The 19,440-nt window shown below is 57.8% G+C and carries 15 protein-coding genes; 5 read left to right on the forward strand and 10 right to left on the reverse strand.

The window, feature by feature from the left end; all coding sequences use genetic code 11:
- Nucleotides 1-1,730: DUF6531 domain-containing protein (locus ACDZ94_RS13360; RefSeq protein WP_432751499.1), on the reverse strand; the 1,730-nt coding region annotated here is incomplete at its 3' end.
- 385 nt (nucleotides 1,731-2,115) lie between these two features.
- Here ACDZ94_RS13360 and ACDZ94_RS13365 point away from each other — a divergent pair.
- Both ACDZ94_RS13365 and ACDZ94_RS13370 read left to right on the forward strand, forming a co-directional pair.
- A complete protein-coding gene (locus ACDZ94_RS13365) occupies nucleotides 2,116-2,982 on the forward strand; it encodes a pirin family protein (protein WP_407017514.1) in 867 nt (288 codons plus the stop codon).
- Between the two features lie 168 nt (nucleotides 2,983-3,150).
- Nucleotides 3,151-4,596 carry a mechanosensitive ion channel family protein gene (locus ACDZ94_RS13370; RefSeq protein ID WP_064451896.1) on the forward strand — a complete coding sequence of 482 codons (1,446 nt, stop codon included), beginning with the start codon at nucleotides 3,151-3,153 and terminating at the stop codon, nucleotides 4,594-4,596.
- 77 nt (nucleotides 4,597-4,673) lie between these two features.
- Here ACDZ94_RS13370 and ACDZ94_RS13375 read toward each other — a convergent pair whose 3' ends face one another.
- Nucleotides 4,674-5,372 carry an SDR family oxidoreductase gene (locus tag ACDZ94_RS13375; RefSeq protein WP_432750270.1) on the reverse strand — a complete coding sequence of 233 codons (699 nt, stop codon included), beginning with the start codon at nucleotides 5,370-5,372 and terminating at the stop codon, nucleotides 4,674-4,676.
- A 107-nt stretch (nucleotides 5,373-5,479) separates the two neighbouring features.
- Between ACDZ94_RS13375 and ACDZ94_RS13380 the strand changes: the two genes are divergently transcribed.
- Nucleotides 5,480-5,911, forward strand: coding sequence for a winged helix-turn-helix transcriptional regulator (locus ACDZ94_RS13380; protein WP_221294458.1), 432 nt, complete (start codon nucleotides 5,480-5,482; stop codon nucleotides 5,909-5,911).
- Nucleotides 5,912-6,014: 103 nt separating this feature from the next.
- Nucleotides 6,015-6,602: a LysE family translocator gene (locus ACDZ94_RS13385; protein ID WP_407017512.1), complete on the forward strand. Its 588-nt coding sequence runs from the start codon at nucleotides 6,015-6,017 to the stop codon at nucleotides 6,600-6,602.
- On the opposite strand, the gene ACDZ94_RS13390 is transcribed toward ACDZ94_RS13385, so the two are convergent.
- From ACDZ94_RS13390 to ACDZ94_RS13425, 8 genes are all read right to left on the reverse strand, one after another.
- The gene (locus tag ACDZ94_RS13390) at nucleotides 6,544-7,437 is read right to left on the reverse strand and encodes a helix-turn-helix domain-containing protein (protein WP_432750271.1); all 894 of its coding nucleotides are present in this window, start codon (nucleotides 7,435-7,437) and stop codon (nucleotides 6,544-6,546) included. The genes ACDZ94_RS13385 and ACDZ94_RS13390 overlap by 59 nt on opposite strands.
- Before the next feature lie 74 nt (nucleotides 7,438-7,511).
- A complete protein-coding gene (locus ACDZ94_RS13395) occupies nucleotides 7,512-7,937 on the reverse strand; it encodes a GNAT family N-acetyltransferase (RefSeq protein ID WP_432750272.1) in 426 nt (141 codons plus the stop codon).
- Between the two features lie 18 nt (nucleotides 7,938-7,955).
- The gene (locus ACDZ94_RS13400) at nucleotides 7,956-8,447 is read right to left on the reverse strand and encodes a GNAT family N-acetyltransferase (RefSeq protein ID WP_432750273.1); all 492 of its coding nucleotides are present in this window, start codon (nucleotides 8,445-8,447) and stop codon (nucleotides 7,956-7,958) included.
- A 233-nt stretch (nucleotides 8,448-8,680) separates the two neighbouring features.
- Nucleotides 8,681-8,974 (reverse strand): fructose-bisphosphate aldolase, encoded by a 294-nt coding sequence (locus ACDZ94_RS13405; protein ID WP_432750274.1) that lies wholly within the window; start codon nucleotides 8,972-8,974, stop codon nucleotides 8,681-8,683.
- 605 nt (nucleotides 8,975-9,579) lie between these two features.
- The gene (locus ACDZ94_RS13410) at nucleotides 9,580-11,031 is read right to left on the reverse strand and encodes a hypothetical protein (protein WP_432750275.1); all 1,452 of its coding nucleotides are present in this window, start codon (nucleotides 11,029-11,031) and stop codon (nucleotides 9,580-9,582) included.
- Nucleotides 10,980-15,857: a hypothetical protein gene (locus ACDZ94_RS13415; protein WP_432750276.1), complete on the reverse strand. Its 4,878-nt coding sequence runs from the start codon at nucleotides 15,855-15,857 to the stop codon at nucleotides 10,980-10,982. The genes ACDZ94_RS13410 and ACDZ94_RS13415 overlap by 52 nt, the downstream gene beginning before the upstream one ends.
- Nucleotides 15,858-16,009: 152 nt before the next feature.
- Nucleotides 16,010-16,516 (reverse strand): GrpB family protein, encoded by a 507-nt coding sequence (locus ACDZ94_RS13420; protein WP_432750277.1) that lies wholly within the window; start codon nucleotides 16,514-16,516, stop codon nucleotides 16,010-16,012.
- Between the two features lie 283 nt (nucleotides 16,517-16,799).
- Complete coding sequence (locus ACDZ94_RS13425; protein WP_432750278.1) at nucleotides 16,800-18,215, reverse strand: purine-cytosine permease family protein; 1,416 nt, start codon at nucleotides 18,213-18,215, stop codon at nucleotides 16,800-16,802.
- Between the two features lie 218 nt (nucleotides 18,216-18,433).
- Between ACDZ94_RS13425 and ACDZ94_RS13430 the strand changes: the two genes are divergently transcribed.
- Nucleotides 18,434-19,345 (forward strand): LysR substrate-binding domain-containing protein, encoded by a 912-nt coding sequence (locus ACDZ94_RS13430; RefSeq protein WP_025857480.1) that lies wholly within the window; start codon nucleotides 18,434-18,436, stop codon nucleotides 19,343-19,345.
- Nucleotides 19,346-19,440 lie beyond the last annotated feature (95 nt).

Consider the following 19,440-nt stretch of genomic DNA (forward strand, 5'->3'; position numbering starts at 1 on the left):
TAGTCCACCGCAGCAATGCGGCCCTGTTCGTAGCGCAAAAACAAACACCGGCCTACACCGTTATCCAGCCGCTTAATTCGCCCTAGGCGATCACGAGAAATCCGCAGCCGGTTGTCATACGTATCACTGATGGCTGTCAGCACACCGTCGCGAAAGTGATAAAAACGCGACGCCTGAGCCAGCACCAGTTCATCGGGCAAAGCCCCCAGATAAATCGCCGCTTCGGCCAGGCTGTTGGTAATCGACGGCCGGGCGGCAGTCGGCAAGGGCAGGGCAGTCGAGCGGTTCTCATGATCCGTCCACACCACCGAATCACCCGTAACCACCAGCCGCTGGGTCAGCGCATGACTCCAGCCAAACCCCAACCCGCAATCCACTTCCACCGCACTGGTGCGATACAGCCGCGTCCACTCAAACGGCAAAACCCCATCCAAGGTGCCATCGGTGAGGGTCAGCAGTTCCTCCCCGGTCACCATCGACACCGGGCAGCCATTGGTGGCGGTCTTGTCCGCAGGGGCCGCCGCATCGCCGTTCGGGTTCTTACCCGCAGCGGGCACATCGTCGACATGTTCCTGGCGCACCAATGCCGTCTGCTGGGTCTTCTTACGAACCGCCGGCACCGCGTTGGAAACCAACTGCTCACCCGCCTTCAACGACGCAACCGGCACGGTCTTGATCGGCGTCGCCGTACTGCCCAACAGCAACGGCTTCACCACCACGGCATGCGGCTCCAGCCTGGGCATCACCAGCTTTGTCGCCAACAACTCCAGCAGATCCCGCGTTCGCCCAGACTTAATATGCCCAAGCGTTTGAGCACCCAGGCGCACCGCCACACCCATTCCCGCCGTCGCCCAAATCAGCAACAGGTTGATCAACACCTCGCCGGTGATTTCCCCCATCAGCTCGTTCATTTCTTGCGGCGGCAGCATTCGCATCCAGCTGACCATGGCTGACACATAAATGAACAACAGCGGCTCATCGCTGAGTATCAGCAGGCCATTGGCAATCGCGTCGTTGCCGAGCTTCAGCAGTTCATCAAGTTCGGTTTGGGAGATGTATTGCAGCAACTTCTCGCTGTTGGGCTTGATGTCCGCCAACAGCTCATACAGCTGGGTTAAGTTGTCCCACAGCCCGTAAAGCGCTTTGCCCATGCCACTGAGAAACGCCGCCTCCAGCATCCGGCGTTGGTCCAGCGGAGTAGCGTCCGTATAGTCTTTCCACTGCGCTTGGAGCGTGCTGTTCCACTCGCCGCGCAGGCGCGCTTCCAGCTCGCCGATCACCGACTGATAAGACGCGTACAGCGCCTTGACGTGCTCCGTGGAAACGTTGGGATAGAAGCTGATTCGGTACGGCTGGTTGCGATCACACTCGGTGATTTCGAGAATGCCGCTGGGGCCGATGGTCTTGTGGATCGGCTCGCCCAGTGGGCCGCCGTTGGGATCGACGCGTTGCAGCATCACCGGTGTGTTGCCGATGGGCACAAACCGCGTGCTCTGGAACATGTGCACCAGGGTCAACGTGCCGTTGGCCTGGCACGTGGCGACGGTGCTGCTGGGAAAAATGGAGCGGTTGATGGGCGCGAACAGCGCCACCTCGTCGCCGACCTTGAAGACCTGCTCGACATCCAGCGCCGAAAAGCTCCAGAAGCTCGAAGCCCAGTCGTCAAAGATGTTCAGGCACTCTCTAAAGTTGCGCAAGACGGTTTCAACATCGACCGTCTTTGCATCCATTGGGGCCAGGGACAGCCTGCCAATGGCCGTGTTCAAGCGACAGCCCCGTTAACGCGGGCTTTAACGAAAAAAACCATCTGCAATCCCTCGCACTGTTGAGTCAGGCGAAGGACTTTGCAGAGGTTTTCAGGAGAGGTCTGTAGAGCTTGTCCGGCTGTTACGTGGGAAGTTTCAACGGCTTTTGTCCTCTTCCGCCCAAACACCAGACGGTACAGCGTGGCTGGTCAACGCTGTCAGCCAAGGCATTGCCGCCCGCATACTGCAAGGCTTCGGCGCCAGCCCCCGGACAAAGCACTGTCCTATACATAGAACGAATAAGGCCGTGTTTGCCGGCTAGTGCTCAAACGCCAGCAGCCTTATGGTGGTCGTACTTTGGAGGTACACCATGAAAAAACTCATCGGCATCTACACCAGCCCCCGCGCCCATTGGGTCGGCGATGGCTTCCCGGTGCGCACGCTGTTTTCCTACGACTCGATGGGCAAGCACATCAGCCCATTCCTGTTGCTGGACCACGCTGGCCCCGCCGATTTCACGCCCACCGATCAACGTCGCGGCGTCGGCCAACACCCGCATCGCGGTTTTGAAACCGTGACCATCGTGTATGACGGCGAAGTCGAGCACCGTGATTCCACCGGCGCCGGTGGCAAGATCGGCCCCGGCGATGTGCAATGGATGACGGCCGCGAAAGGCATCATCCATGAAGAGTTCCATTCCGAAGCCTTTGCCCGCAGCGGCGGGGCGCTGGAGATGGTGCAACTGTGGGTCAACCTGCCGGCCAAGGACAAAATGGCCGACGCCGGTTACCAGACCATCGTCGACGGTGATATCCCCGTGCTGCCGCTGGCCAACGACGCCGGGCAACTACGCCTGATTGCCGGTGAATTCGCCGGTACTCAAGGGCCTGCGCGTACCTTCACGCCGATTGACGTGTGGGACTTGCGCCTTAATGCCGGTAAAACGGTGACGCTGGACCTGCACGCCGGGCGTAATACCGCGCTGGTTATTTTGCGCGGCACGGTGCTGGTCAATGGCGAAGAGGTGGCGCGCCAAGGGCAATTGGCGTTGTTCGAGCGCGATGGTGCTCAGCTGACGCTGGAGGCCAACGATGACGCCAAAGTGTTGCTGCTCAGTGGCGAGCCGATTGACGAGCCTATCGTCGGTCACGGCCCGTTCGTGATGAACACCGAGCAGGAAATCCACCAGGCGTTTGCCGACTTCCAGTCGGGGCGTTTCGGGCAGATGGCGGGCTGATTGCCTGGCGCAATACCCCTGTGGGAGCGGGCTTGCCTGCGATAGCATCACCTCGGTGCAACGGATACACCGAGGTGCCTGCATCGCAGGCAAGCCAGCTCCCACATTTTGTTTTCCTGCGTTCCTGTTTCATGCGATCTTCTCGGCATTCGCCCTGGAGTCGCCTGGATGCCCTCATTTATCGCTGATCACCCGATGTTGTGCGCCGTGGCGCTGATCTTTATCGACATCGCCGTGTGGCGTCTTATTTCCGCCAACCTCGCCAATTGGAAACTCGCGGCGCGCTTGGCGATTTTTGCCGTTTACAGCGCCGTGCTGTTCAACGACGGCATGAACCCCATGCAACTCGCGCCGTATGCCGACAACACCGCCTTGCACCTGGCGGCCACTGCGCTGCAGATCGGCTGGTGGCTGTTCGCCGCGCGCACCCTCACGGTGTTGCTCGGCACGGTGATGATGAATCGGGTCGGGCATGGCGGGCGATTGTTGCAGGACCTGTTGGGCGCGGTGATTTTCCTGATCGCAATCATCGCCGCCATGGCCTACGTGCTCGACCTGCCGGTCAAAGGCGTGCTCGCCACCTCCGGCGCCGTGGCGATCATCGTCGGCCTGGCGCTGCAAAGCACCTTGAGCGATGTGTTTTCCGGGATCGTCCTCAATACCACCAAGCCCTACCAACTGGATGACTGGATTTCCATCGATGGCACCGAAGGCCGCGTCACGGATATCGACTGGCGCGCCACACGCCTGCAAACCTCCCAGGGCAGCATGGCGGTGATCCCCAACTCGCTGGCGGCCAAAGCCAAGATCATCAACTTCTCACGCCCGGCGGACATGTTCGGCCTGGCGGTCAGCCTGCAAGTCAGCCCCCATGCGCGCCCGCAAACCGTGATCGAGGCGCTGGAGCGCGCGATGCAAGGTTGCCGGCCGCTGCTGGCCAAGCCCGCGCCGAGCGTGGCGTTCAAAACCTCGGCCAGTGGCGGCGTCGAATATGAAATCAGCGGGTTTGTGCCGGCCATGACCCTCAAGCGCGAAGTGCGCAACCAGCTTTACGACCTGGCGTTCCGGCACCTGCAAGCGGCGGGCGTAGGCCTGCTGTCCGCCACCGAAAGCAGCGCGCCACCGGCGATGTCTGCCGCGCGGGCCTTGCTGGAGCGTTCGTCGATTTTCTCCACCCTGCGCCAGGAAGAGAAAGACACCTTCAGCCAGAACATGACCCAGCACACCTACCGCGCCGGCGAGATGATCTTGCCGGCGGGGGAGGTCAGCGACCATTTGTTTATTATCGAATCCGGCGTGGTCTCGGTGATGTTGGTCAAGGCTGGCCACAAGTTCGAGGCCGGGCGCATGGGGCCGGGCGAGGTGATTGGCGAGGCGGGGATTTTGTCGGATCAGGCGACGCTAGCGGATTTCTCGGCCAAGACCTTCTGCACGCTGTATCGCATCGAGAGGGAATACCTCAAACCTTGTCTGGATGCGCGGCATGACATCAGCGAAGCAATGAAGGCGCTGCTGGATTTCCGTGTGCACACGGCGCAGGCCTTGACCCAGGAGGCGCCCGTGGTGCCGGTCAAGAAAGGCTTTTTGCAGTGGCTGCGTAATCGCGGGCTGTAGCAGGGCATTGCTGCAAAGCCCGCAAATTGTGCAGATCAGCGGCGTGCGCGCCGGGGTGGGCGCGCACTTTTCGTTGATCACGGAGTGAGGTAAACCGGGCTGTCGGTGGACAGTGAGGCTTTTACCGCATGGGTCATGTCGGTAATCAGTGCTTCCTCGCGGTCTTCGCTCAGGGCTTTGAGGGTGATGGCGACCACTTCCTGAGGCGTGCTTTTCGGTGCCTGCACATCGGCCACCATGTCGGTATCGATGTAGGCCGGGTGCACGCCGATAACCAGGGTGTTCTGTTCGCGCAGCTCGCCGCGCAGGCCGTTGGTCAGGCCCCACTGGGCGGACTTCGAAGTGCTGTAGCCGCCGGCGCCGGGCGGGCTCAGCCAGCTCAATACCGAGAGGATATTGATCAGCGCGCCGCCGCCGTGCCTGGCCAGGATCGGCGCGAAGGCGCGGCTCACGCGCAGGGTGCCGAAGGTGTTCACGTCGAAGTGCTGCTGCAGGTTCTCAACACTGTCTTCGGCCAGCAACGAGCCGTATTTAAGCCAGCCCGCGTTGTTGATCAGCACACTCACATCGCTGCACTGCTCGGCGGCGCGCTGCACGCTGGCCGGGTCGGTAATGTCCAGCGCAACCGGCGTGCTGCCGGGAATATCGACACTGGCCGGGTCCCGCGCCCCGGCGTAAACCTTGGCGGCGCCCGCTGCCAGCAGCGCGGTGACGAACGCTTTGCCCAGGCCACGGTTGGCGCCGGTAACCAGTACTACTTTTCCACGAATATCCATGACGAACTCCAGGCGACGAATTAGGTTTAATGATGAAACCGTTTTTATCCTGAGCCTGTTGGTCCTATAATGCAACCTAATATTTCTGACTGCCGGGAGGCTCGACGATGAAACGCAAATGCCTGGAAGGCGACTGCTGCCCGGTTGCTCGTGCGCTCGATGTGGTGGGCGACTGGTGGACCCTGTTGATCATTCGCGACGCGTACGCCGGAGTGACGCGCTTCGGTGATTTCCAGAAGAACCTCGGTGTGGCGAAAAACATCCTCGCTACCCGCCTCAAGGACATGGTCGAGCAAGGCCTGCTGCAAACCAGCGAAATCGGCGCGCGCAGTGAATATCAACTCACCGACAAAGGCCGCGCGCTGATGCCGGTACTCGTCACCCTCGCCCAATGGGGCGAAGCCTTCACCGAGCCGGCGGCTGGCAGCACCCGCTTGCTGGATGCGCAGGCGCTCAAGCCGCTGCGCAAAGTCGAGATCCTGTCCGAAGACGGCCGCGTGCTGGGCCTCGAAGACATCTTCACTCAGCTACCCGCCTGAACTGAACGCGCCCACAGACCCAGGGGCATTTTCTTCAATACCCCACGTGCTCAGCCCTTTACCGTGATGCCATCTTCACGCGGCATCATAAAAAGGAACTGCAATGAGCCTGATCATTTCCATGGCGGCCTTCGCCCTGGCCACCTCCATCACACCCGGCCCGGTCAATGTGGTCGCGCTCAGCGCCGGCGCGCGCTTCGGCTTTGCCGCCAGCCAGAAACACGTAGTCGGCGCCGCCGTCGGCTTCACCCTGCTTTTGGTGCTGATCGGCCTGGGCCTGCATGAAGTGCTGGTGCGCTGGCCGCTCCTCACCCAGTTGATCCAGTGGGGCGGGGTGGCCTTTTTGCTGTACATGGCCTGGAAACTCGCGGTCGACGATGGCCGGCTCGACGCCGAGGGCACCGCCACCGCGCCGTCGATGCTCTACGGCGCCATCATGCAATGGCTCAACCCCAAAGCGTGGCTGGCCTGCGTGGCGGGCATGGGCTTGTTTGTGGCCGATGGCGATGCGCGCCAAGTCTGGCTGTTCGCGGCGCTCTACCTGGTGATCTGCTACCTGTCGGTGGCGTGCTGGGCGTATGCCGGCACCTTCTTGCGGCGCTACCTGAGCAACCCGCACGGCGTGCGCCTGTTCAACCGCTCAATGGCCGCGTTGCTGGTGGCCAGTGTGGGTTATTTGCTGATGGCTTGAGCAAGTCGCGGTACTGCCCGGGCGTGGCGGCGAAGTGCTGTTTGAAGGTGCGCTGGAAATGCGCCTGGTCGGCAAAGCCGGCCGCCAGCGCCACATCCGCGATCAACGCGCCGTTGCGCAACTGGGTGCGCGCAAACTGGATACGCCGGTTCACCAGAAACGCATGGGGCGTGAGCCCGTAATACTGCTTGAACGCGCGGATCAGGTACGACGGCGACAGCTCGGCTGCCAGGCAAATATCTTCCAGCTTCAACGCCTCGGTGCAGTGCGCGCGGATGTACTCGGCGGCGCGTTCCAGCTTGTGGTTGACCTCCCGCACCGGCGTCAGCGAAGGGTTCAAGCGCTGCTGCACCTCGGTGAAGTAACTCACCAGCGCGCTCTGCTTTTGCAGCAACTCGGCCTGCTCATCCAACAGGATTGCGTAGAGTTCAATCAAGCCGTTGTACAACACGGTATCGCGGGTGTGCGGCGTGTTGAACGGCCGATAACCCTGGTCGGTGCTGAAACCCAGCTGGTATTGCAGGTCTGTTAGCCAAGGCGTGTCGAGGTACAGCATGTGATACGACCAGGGCTGATCGTAGATCGGGTTGCACGCATGCACATCGCCGGGGTTCATCAACACCACCGTGCCGGCGTTGATCTCAAACGTCTGCGCGCCGTAGTGGTAATAACTGCGCCCGGTGGTAATCGCGCCGATGGAAAAATGCTCGTGGGAGTGACGGGTATACGTCACCTTGCGCCCGTCGGCGATGGTGCGCGCCTCAATGAACGGCAAGCGCTCGTCACGCCAGAAGCGCGGCGCTTGCGCGGGGTGAGCGGAGGTGTTCAGCGTCATGGCGGTGGCCCCATCCCTTGAGGAACGAGCAGGGATCATTACACAGCCCGGTGCTGCATCGCCATGGCCGTTGATCAAAGCGCTTTAGACAAAAACACCCGGCTGCTGCCTTGCGGTTCACAGGGTATTTCGCCAAACCGCACCCAGCCGTGTTTCTCGTAAAACCCCGGCGCCTGAAAGCTCAGGGTGTACAACACCGCGTTGCGGCAACCCCGCCGCCGCGCCTCGTCTTCAAAGGCATGCAGCAATTGGCTGCCCAGGCCCGAACCGCGCAGGGAGTCGGGCAGGTGGAACAGGTCGAGAAAGGCCATGCCCAGGGAGGTTTTGCCGGTGATGCCGCCGAGGATTTGCCGGGTGTCAGGGTCTTTGAGCAGCACCGTCAGCGGCAGGCGATCGTTGGAACCAGTGATGGCTTCATTGAACGCAGCCAGGCCGTTGCCGAGCAGGTGCTCGGCGTCGGGGTGGGGTTGGTCGCTGATTTCAATCTGCGGTGCAGTCATCACAGAACGCTTCCTCGGTTAGAGCGCCATCACCATCTCATGCCACGCCATCCCGCCATGTTCCGACGGCGAAGGCTGCACATAGGTGTAGCCCATGCGCGTGTACAACGGCACATGCTGCTCCTTGCACATCAAGTGAATCGTCTGCTTGCCCATCGCCCGCATGCGCTGCACAAACTCAGTCATCAGCAGCTTGGAATAGCCCTTGCCCTGATGCGCCGGGTCAACCACCACCGACATAATCACCACATTCGGCGCCTCGGCCGAATGCCCCACCAACTCCTTGAACGCCTCATCCGACATCACCACCTGATGGGCGCAGCCACAGTTGATAAAACCCACCACCGCGCCATCCGCCTCCAGAATCAAAAAGCCCTCGGGGTACTGCGCAATACGCGTAGCGATCTTTTCCAGCGTCGCGGCTTCATCGCCTTCGTAAGCGCTGATTTCGATGTCAAAGCAACGCGCAGCATCGGCGGGGACGGCGTTGCGGAAGGTGAGGGCGGGCATGGGCGTTTCCTGGGGCGTTAAACGAAAGGCCACATCATAGCGGCACGCCCAAACACTCGCCATCGCCGCAGCGGCAGCGTCGAACAAAGGCCAAACGGTGGGAGCTGTCGAGCCCCGGCGAGGCTGCGAAGGCGGCGGTACAGGCACTATCAAAGCCGGCTCAGCCCCCCTTTTTAAGTTCACCAAAAACCAGAAAACCCGCCAAAGCGGGTTTCCACACAGCTCACATCACATCAACTCGCAGCAGCCACATCAAACCCCCGCCGTTCCATCACCGTAAACACGTCCGCCACATCCTGCACCATGATCCGAGCAGTATTGGCGACAGTATTGATGTCGTGCTCGGCATAGTCGGACACATTGGAGCACGCCATCAAGTGCAGGTAGGCGAGGGCGGCGTTGAGACGTTCGCTGGCGCAAGCGTGAAGCTCGCTGAGCGGGGCGTCGCTGTCGATGAGGAGGACAGGGTATTCGGTTGCGGTTTGGGACATGGGGGTGAAGCGGCGGGGCGGGTGTTGAGTTTTCAAGGTGGAAATCCCTAAGAAAGAAAAAGTGTCGAATAGCCGTAAAACAGGGCGTCACCGGAAATCGGTTCTGTCGGGTTTAACGGTTTTTGGTGTAATTCCTTTTTAGGGCTGCGAATCCCATCGCCGATGAAGCTGGCGACGGAACGGACTATAGAGGGCTGATTTTGGCGAGGCAACGGTGGGCTGTGCGGTTGCTGGGATGGTTTGCGGAACCGGCGACTCTTTTGGGAGCCTGGTTGAATCTGCGTTTAAGCTTTCTAGGCCGCATGTTTAAAGGCGATACGTGCCTGAGGAGGGTTTGGCAAAGTGGATGCGTCTTTCGACTTTGTGAGATGTTTCTGACTGATTTTTAGGAGGGTTTGGTTGGGTTCACATGCCTGCTCATCTATTTGCATTCGACCTAATCCGTCATTTGCATCGTGTTTACCAGGCAGTTTGCATACGCGACTGGTAGACAATGGCCGATCACAGCCTGGCGTAACGGGCTGCAGATGGCTGGGAACCGTGCAACGTGAGTGGCAGCAAACGGCCAAAAACTGCCCTTTACAAAGGCTAATTTCGAAGTATTGCGGACATTAAATACTGCTAGAGGTACTGATGTATTGCTATAGACCACAAGGCAAAGCCGCCCGCTCATCCTCTGTCCAGCACCGCTCCAGAAATACACATGCTTGGCAGCAGGTCCGGCTGTCAATTGCTTGGATGAGGCAGCGCGCTTCGCGACGGTCTTGAACAATTTGGTGTGCACAGTGGTGGCGCTGAGTATCAACAAAAAAAGCTGGAGGATTGACCGTACGAGCGCTGATTGCTGAATTCATTGTGGCATCAGCTCCGCATTCAGCCCAAGTATGATATTTACATTCTTGCACGCGGGGGTCAGCGAGGAGAAAGTGCGTCGCACTACCAGTTGCGACGAGCCATTCGTCCGCTTCTGGTAGTGCATCCACCGGTACTTTCGACAAACGATCATTACGGAATCCCGGAAAGGCTGAAAGCTGAGCGAGGGTCAATTCGCCACCAAGCTCCCTAGCGCATGCTGCAACAAGCGTGGCGCCAAGGGCGCGCACTTCATCCAGATGCGGCGCAAGCGTTTCGATGTCATCATCATTCCGTCGATAGTCGAGTTCGACCGGGGTGTCATTGTGGATCACGGTGAATAGAGCGCCATCTGTGCGGGTAACGAATAGTGCTGGGTAGATCAGGATCCGCGGCCTAGGTGTGAATAGCTTGCTGCCGGTTCGCTCATAGTGGACATGCACACCCTGAAAGACGCTAGACACTTCGCCCAGCTCTAAGTAATGCCTCAGTTGTGCCGGACGCAAAGGCACTGGTGCGTCTATGGTCAACATCGAACGATGGAGAAGGTCGAAGATCTCCTCGGCATGCTCCTTAAGCTGTGTGCGTGTATAGGTCGCGATATCGTCCGGCCGAGCAGATCCCAGGAAAGTTTCAACTGGCTCCTTGAACACCACCATCCACTCGCCGCTGATGATGACGGCTCTGGGTAAGTTGTGACTGTACCGCTCCTTCAGTGTTTTGACATAGCCGCTGACTTGCCGCAGATACTTGTCCCATTCTCCAATGATCGGCGAAGTATCCTCGGTCTTTCCGCCCCTTATATGTTGGATAGCTGCAACAAGTAGTGCGGCTTCACTATCGTATTGACCGTCCCCTCGAGCAGAGATCGCAGGTTTGTCCCAAGCTTTGGCTTCTATCAGCAGGAGTGGTGTCCCATTAATGTCGGCCACACCTAAATAGTCCATGAACCTCGTGGTGTTTGCCTGTAGGCGAGCCTCTTCAAGGACGTTGCCCAATGCACCGAGTCGCCACCCAAGGTGAGTGAGTAATTCATCCACGAATAGCAGACGCGTATCATGTTCGTGGGGGCGGCGATTGAGGTCGAGCTCTGCGTAAGGGTCTCGCTGCGGTCTTCCCAGCTCCCGCTCTAATTCAGTAAGGAGGTCGCTGAGCCCCCGCTTAAATAGGTTTTTTAACGCAGACCGATTCACTGGATAAATTCCGGCAAGCGATAAAGTAAGCGCCGTGCCGCCGGCCACCCGGCATCCATGAATATTTCTAGGCAGTCAATTAACTGTGCGCGCCTTGCCGCGTCCTCAAAGATTTCCTTATGGTCAGCAAGAAATATCCCGATGAGTTTGACAAGCAGGTCTACACCCAAAGTATCGTTTTGATAGCCTAGTCGCGTACTAGATTGAAGAATGCTAATTGCTAAATCGAAGGCCATACCCGCGTCTACATCGACTAAGCGCTCGACGAGCTGAAGCAGATAATATGTGGTGTGCGGTTGAGCATATTCGCCGATCCGCTTTAGGATATCTGCGTTTTCGTATAGGAATACCCCCAGACCTGAGCGGAAACCTGATTCGTTGTCAGCCGAGCTATTGCTGCTCTCGTCAGTCGCAAAAAACATCTGCATACCTGCAGTATCGATCAGCCGCGCGCATTCCCGAACCTCTTCGCTTGCTATTACGTCCAAATCTGGAGCCATCACATACCTGGCAAGCAGGGTATTTGCAGCATTCACAATGTCGGAGACAAGCGTTTGGGAGCGCTGGCGGATGCCGACGTACTTGCCGGGGGGGTCAGCGATCCCAGCAACAATGGCGTCGCGTAGTGTGGCTAAGATCTTAATTGTTGCTTCGGAGTGCTTCCACGGCTCTTCTACCCACTGATCGATAACAGCCTTTGCCCCCGGCAAACTGTAGGTAACCCAAAGAATCGTGAGGTTATCTGCGATAGCTTTATACAGACGCCGTTGTCGATCTGACCCCGATTTCTCACGCTGTGACAGCATCAGTAAGAGCTCTAGAGTTCGCTGCTGGTCTGAATGTATCAAGCGTGAGACGACACCACTGAGAAGATGCTCGATGACAGTTAGGTTAGGTTCGTTCGTAAGGTGTCCATTCAAAAGGCTCCAGAATCGGTCACGATCTAAGTCCCAAATTCGGACAAGGCGCACCGAAGCACTCAGCCGGACGGCAGGGTGAGTATCAGAAAGCAGTTTCTCCGCCTGCGCACCCAGTTTGGGGTAGAGATCTGCTCGTTGGGCAAAGAGGTCCCAATAAGCTTGCGCTGCTTCAACCCGTGCTGCTGGGCTCCCCCATGCAGCAGACTTTTCGAACTCGGTCTCCGTGTCGGCTTCAAGCACCGGACTCTCGGATCTAGCAGCGACTTCCAACAATGCTATAAATTCTGCATCTTGTTCAGGCGTAGGAGGCACGTCCTTCGATACCAGCAACTGTCGCGATACGATGGCTTCGCAGCCTTGACCAATGATCCCCTCCGCATGCCGCTTAAGACCGACGTGTGCCGCATCGTTATCTAGTAGGTTCTGTATGTGGTTGAGTGCTGCAATCGAGTCTTTAAGCGAAGCCACTGAGGCGTTGTCAGACTTCGATTCAAGTCCAAGCAGTGTCTCCGCAGCTTTGATCGCGTTTATGACACGCGAGTTCTCAGGCACATCCTTGTCTAGATCTTGCATCCAGAAAAAGTCATCCTGATTGCTCCAGCCGGTACGAATTGTGAAAAGCCTTTCATTTGTTAGTGTCGGACCGTGGACAGACGTGTTACAGATTCGGCGAGCTTCTTCAGTGACCAAGTTGTCTATGCCTAGCGCACCAAAAAGGCGCTCTAAGAAGGAAAGGCGAGCGTCGACGTGATGTGTAAACTTTGAAAAATCGAAGTGAAGCACACCCTCTTCTAGTGCCTGCCGCTCTTCCTTTGAACGTCGAACATAGCCTTTCGCAACGAGATCAATTGCGTCCTTTCGAGTGTCGGGAAGAACGAGAAAGGGCTCGGTCACTGCTATGGGCCAGAGCAGGTCTACTAGACCGTCGGAGCGCTCGACGGCGCAGAGGAACATTCGAGACCAGAAGATCGCTAAAGAAGCCTCATCCATTAGGATGTCGATCAAAGCCATTGCCTCAGCCTCAGTTGCGACTTTGAGGCGCTCCCGCAACTTGGCCACTAGGCGCTCTGCATCACGCTCGTGAGTGCCGTCGGGGTTATGCGCCCAAACGTAGCTGTGGTCTTCTCGCAGATGGATTGATCTTCCTTCAGCCTGAAACCGAATGTTTAGGGCTCCGTCGGAAATTGCATGCTCACGTGCGACGTATCCTTCGAGCGCATAGACGACAGCTTTGATCGCAGCTCTTGGATGCAGTTTTAGAAATTTTGGCAGGTACTCGCCTAGGGACCATCGCGCCATCTCGTAATCTTGCCGAGCATTGGAAGTAAGGCTGAGGATTTGACTATTGTTGATCCTGGTCTGGTGATCGTCCGTCACTTCGTAATCAAATACCGTCCGGTAGACAACTGAGGCGACGAACTCTGGATCGGCTTCTCCGATTGCTGCCATTTTGTAACAGACCGCTGGTACCTCGGCATGTCCGAAACGGTCTAGCCGATCATGGTCGAACAACCGGGCTATCAAGCCCCGAGATGAAGTGATGTCACTTCCGTATGTGGCGATGACGAAGTCAATGGCGCTCCTGACAATGAACCCAGGTTCTGGTTGGCTAAGTCCGTAAGTCAGTAGTGCGCGTGCGGCTCGGCCAAGCATCGGCTTGAACGCATCATCTTCGGCTCTTCCAATAAGATTGTGGAGCAGAAAGCGAAGGGTATTACTAACGTTGCTCGGAGAGGTAGCCAATCGATCGGCGAGACAAACCCATGGCTCCAAAACTATCTCCTTTTCATCTTCCAGCCGCACAGCAAAAGCACCTGTCACATGGGAGAGCGTCTCTAGAGCCCCCTTGTCACCCGCGATAGCTAGATTCCCGAGTTGAAGGCAGTCATTTGCCGAAGTTGGAAACTCTGCACCCAATCGGCCAGCAGTGCTGCGGATGATTGGGTCGCCATCTTTTTCATTGATGAGGTTGCCCAGGGTCCCCCAAAACCGCACGTGGGCAGCATCAGACTCCCAAATTTCCCGAAGTACGAATCCAAGTGCTGGCGATAGCATCATCCCCAGCGCCTCAATCTTAGCGAATCGATAAGTTCTGTTGCTTATGGCGTCTGGGTCTAGGTAGAGCCGCGCGGCTGCATAATCGAAAAGGAGATGATGTCGGAACTGTACCCACCGTTCGTTATCAACGACAACAAGTACACCTTCTCTACAGAGGGTATCGATCATTGCGGGAGCATCGAATGCCACCTCAGATTTTGATGCGCGGAGCGCCCTCGCCTTAATCATGGATTGAACGACGCGGCTGAGGCTACTCGTTGCTGGTGAACCGTGGCCTTCCACACGGCGCTCCCAATAAAGGCCTAATAAGTCGGCTTGGGAAGCGACTGCGTAAAGTTCCTTGACCGCGTTCCCCGAAATCAATTCGCTCAGAAGTCTGGTATTGAAGGGCACCATAGCCAAGTCACGCAGACGCGGCGGTGAGTTTGCAAGACACGTAGCCATGGTAGGTGACTGTTGGAGAAGTTGCTCAAACTCCGCTTCTGACCAAGAGGGCACCTGAACATGTAAAACGTTTGAAAAAGCTGGATCTGCCAGCGACGTCTGCGGCGGCGTCCCTCTAAACAGAGCACGTAGCTGTTGCCCCATACGCAGGTCGAAATTACGAATCGATGCCACAACGTTCCAGCGCCCTTTCCGCTCAAGGACTCGCTCGATAAGAGTTCGAAAGATTTTTTCGCCATGACCGCCCCGCGTTGCGTCCAATGCATCCACTATCAAATAGGCCTCGCCCGGTCCGTCCCAGGCTTCAAGGACATCAAGAATAGGATGCTTTAATCCGACCTCACGGGATAAGCCCTCAAGGCTCTCAATTGAGTAACGATCCACGGCGAGTTGAAGAACATCTAAACCATCCTCGTCCAATTTCTTCGCCAGGGCATTCAGAACCCCACTCTTGCCAGCACCGGGCTCACCAATAATGAGCAAAGGACCGCTTCGCACTGCCGTCTCAATCGCAGTTTGGCAGTCGCGACGTACGGACAGCGATTCGCCGTTGCCTACGTCGATCTTTTCATAGCTGGCGAGCGCTTCTGCGATTTGCTTGGAGTGTAGCTTGAGCGCCTGGATATCACTGAGATACTCGGGAGGTGCGTTGAGCGCGATACCACGGCTGGCGAGAAGTTGTCGCCAGACGGGTAGGTCTCCGCCGCCACGCTCCGTCATCAGTTGACCGCTTAAATCTGATAAGGAAGCGAAAGCTGTCGCAGCATCTACGTCTGGCCCAAAGACTTTGATAAGGGAGCCCCTCGCTAACGCGTACCCGTGGTCTCCGTCAAAGGTGAATATGTCTACAAGTTTCGCTAGCTCCAGCAGCAAATCATCGTCAAATGGACTTTTGGTAACACTGGACCAAGCACGCTCGACCAAGCTTGAGAACACTCGATAAGCGCGTTGCTGTGCCTGGTTGAGTGCGCCTCCACCTGGCTGTGAAATGAGGCGTAGCGCGGCCGGTAAATCGTTCTTAATCTGGGCTGAGGCTTGAGGGCCTACAGCTAGCACCAATCGGTCTCGGACCGGATCAAGGGGGCGATTCCACCCCATAGTGCCATCTCCTTGCTGAGCGACGAGCCAATGGCGAACGAACTGCGAGATTGTCTTCCCCAACGGGGAGCTAGGATCGTCACTGAGATTTGCAGTTGTCTTAGCCTGAACTGCGATGTAGCCGCCGACGCTGGTCTTGATCAGAAGATCGTCGACGGGTGCCTCTGTTTCAAAACGGACCCATTCAGGAGTAGCGGCGCCAAGACGAAAGCTGTCGTCTAGTCTGTCGCCAGCGAGAATCCATGATGAGAAGAGCGCCCCGAGCTGCTGTTCGAAACGTATCCCGGCGCTGGTCGCAGCGCCACCACCACCTATTCGGTCACTGGGGAAGGGATTTTGCGGTGTGTGGCTCAAGGCACGTTTCCGTTCAACGTCTGATAATTGGTTAGTGATAGCTTGGTTCACTCGCATTAGCAACCCGTTTGGTCATAGACTGCCCAACTGTACTGGTCAGGAAATTGGGGTCGAGGAATTTGGGGTCAGACCCTGAGGGATCCCCCAAGGGCTTAACCCCCTAGGTGCATATTCATCAAGGCATCAATGTAGGGCGCCTTATGCGCAAGATATTCAGCAATGCCACCCCGGTTGTTAGCTTCGAGCTGCAGCTTCAAATCCTGATATTGCTCGCGGACAGTGCTGTCTTTTCTCAACAGGTCGCGGAAACACAACATTCGTGCAATCTGTTCATGACCAGCAACGCACACGTGTATTTTATGAGTTCTCACCCCATCAACGTCGCGACGATAAAAGTGGTGCCCTGCGGAAAGATCTGATCCCCGCACGTAGCCCAATGTCCGCATGAACTTGTTACGAGCCACCTCATTTAAATGCTCCGACACCACAACCAGGATGTCGATTTCCGGTTTGGCAGAAAGCCCCGGAACGGCGGTGCTACCAATATGATGAGTTCCGATAAGCTCAGCACCGAAGCCCCCCGCGATTCTTCGGTTTTCGGCGGTAAAAAGTAGCGGCCACTGAGGGTCGTATGGACAGATTTTACTGGTGAGGGCCATCAGCGTTTCTTGCGTCATAGTCGAAGGGATAGAAGATTAACCTCGGTTCAAAAATTTTGAAATTTCTCTGCGACAACTGTGTTGGTAGACCTTTTTCGAAAGTCCCGACTGATTGTGATTTTGAGGGGGCGTCTTGGCTGGACGCTTACGCAAATGTGTCTTCGGAGGGCATTCAATTCCACAGCCTAGCCCCCAAAAAGAAAAAAACCACCCACACCCCAGCCGCAAAGCCACGATATGGATGGTCCCCTCAATCAATCTCAAACCGCTTCAGGCAGCTGCCTCAAATCCCCCCCACCAACTTCCCCCCATCCATCCTGCGTTTGTAGGCACTATCCCGACTCGCCAGCCAAAAATACAACGGCGACGTCACCACCAACCCCACCACCCAAGACAAATCCGCCCCGTTAATGTGTTCGGAAATCGGCCCCACATACAGCGGCGTGTTCATAAACGGAATCTGCACCGCAATCCCGATGGCATACGCCAGCAGTGCCTGTGGGTTGTACTTGCCATAAATCCCGCCATCCACCCGGAAGATCGACGCAATGTCGTACTTGCCCTTATGAATCGCATAAAAGTCGATCAGGTTGATCGCCGTCCACGGCACCAGTACCACCAGCAACACCAGCACCATGTCGACGAAGTGGCCGATGAAGTCTTTGGAGGCGAACACCGCTGCAATGGCGCAGGCGGCGAGTACGAGGATGGAGATCACCGCGCGGCTTTTGGCGGTCGGAATCCAGCGATACGCGAAGGTTTGTACCAGGGTGATGATCGACAGCACCGCGCCGTACAGGTTGAGGGCGTTGTGGCTGATTACGCTGAGCAGGAACAGCACCAGCATCAGTGGGCCGATGGCGCCGGTGGCGAGTTTGACGGCGTCCATGGTGTCAATGCCCACCGGGGTGGCGAGGACGGCGACGGCGCCGAAGATGAAGGCCAGGCTGGAGCCGAGGGCGGAGCCCAGGTAGGTGGTCCAGAAGGTGGAAGCGACGGGCACGTCGGCCGGCAGGTAGCGGGAGTAGTCCGACACGTAGGGCGCGAAGGCGATTTGCCACAGCGCGGCGAGGGACACGGTGGCCAGCCAACCGGAGATGTTGAAGCTGCCACGGGTCAGGAAGTCAGTGGTCTGCACGTGGGTAAAGATGTAGCCGAAGCCCAGCACGATGCCGGCGCCGAGCACCCAGGTGCCGATGCGGTTGAGCACGTGGATGAAGCGGTAGCCGATGATGCCGATGATTCCGGAACCGATGGCGCCGATCACGATGCCGACCGGCACGGGCACGCTGTCGACCACGCCGTGCAGGGATTTACCCGCCAGCACGATGTTGGAGGCGAAGAAGCCGATGTACATGACGCCGGCAATCACCACCACCAGCAGGGCGCCGAGGGAGCCGAACTGGGCGCGGCTCTGGATCATTTGCGGGATGCCCATTTGGGGGCCTTGGGCTGAGTGCAACGCCATCAATACGCCGCCGACCAGGTGGCCGACGAGGATGGCGACGATGCCCCACACCAGGTTCAAGTGGAACAGTTGCACACCCAGCGCGCCGGTAACGATGGGCAACGGTGCGATGTTGCCGCCGAACCACAGGGTGAACAGGTCTCTTACCTTTCCGTGGCGATCTTCCGGGGGCACGTATCCAATCGTGTGTTTTTCGATAAGCGGGGCGGAGGATGTTGCAGTGGTAACCATGACGAGCTCCAAGGCAAGGTGAGTACGTTGACGTACTTCGCTGTGCGCCGCCTGCGCGGCGCTTTGTTGTTGGAGTGATCATCTGCAATGGTGGCGGGGAGGTAAATTAGTAAGTTTGTTGCTATAGACCTTAAAAAATATAGCTCGCGCTTTGATACGCTCCGGTATGTTGCCTACCTGTGTTTTGCGGGCGAAGTCCTGCGTTTATGGAGGTCCCGATGGCTGCCTATAACCTGCGCCAGCTCAGATATTTTGTCACCACGGCCGAGTGCGGCAGCGTCGCCGAGGCTTCGCGCAAGCTGTATATCGCGCAGCCGTCGGTCTCTACCGCGATCAAGCAGTTGGAAGACAGTTTTGGCGTGCAGCTGTTTATCCGCCATCACGCCCAGGGTGTGTCGCTGACACCTAGCGGCGCGCGGTTTTATCGCAAGGCGCTGGAGTTGTTGCGGGTGGCGCATGAGTTCGAGCAAAACGCCCTGGCCGACAATGATGTGGTGGCCGGGCAGATCGATATCGGCTGCTTTGAAACGGTGGCGCCGTTGTATTTGCCGCGCTTGATCGCCGGCTTCAAGGCGCGTTGGCCTGGGGTGGAAATCCGCATTCGCGACGGCGAGCAGCAAGAACTGGTGCAGGCGCTGACGGCGGGCAGTATTGATGTGGCGATGCTGTTTGAGCATGACCTGGGCGGCACGATTGAAACCACGCCATTGATGCCGCCGCAGCAGCCGTACGCGTTGCTGCCGGCGGATCATCGCTTTGCGCAGCAGGCCAAGGTGTCGCTGGCGGACCTGGTGCTGGAGCCGATGATTTTGCTGGACGTGCTGCCGAGCCGGACCTACTTCGTGAGCATCTTTGAAGAACGCGGGTTGACCCCGAATATCGTGTTCAGCTCGCCGTCCATCGAGATGGTGCGGGGCATGGTGGGCAGGGGGTTTGGCTTTTCGATTTTGGTGACCAAGCCTTTTACCGAGTACACCTACGATGGGCAGAAGGTGGTGTGCGTGCCGTTGGCAGAGACCGTCACGGGCTCGGGGTTGTCGGCGGTGTGGCTGCGGCGGGCACCGTTGACCAAGCCGGTGCAGCTATTCGTCGACTACTGCCGCGAAGAACTGGCACGCCTGCTGGGCTGAACCTGAAATGCTCTCTAATCAACAATAGAGATAACTGTGGGAGCCGGGCTTGCCCGCGATGGCGGTGGGTCAGTCAGCCTCCATGTGTCTGAAAG

It is taken from the genome of Pseudomonas sp. UBT (assembly GCF_050915955.1).
In the GTDB taxonomy this organism is placed as follows: domain Bacteria; phylum Pseudomonadota; class Gammaproteobacteria; order Pseudomonadales; family Pseudomonadaceae; genus Aquipseudomonas; species Aquipseudomonas antarctica_A.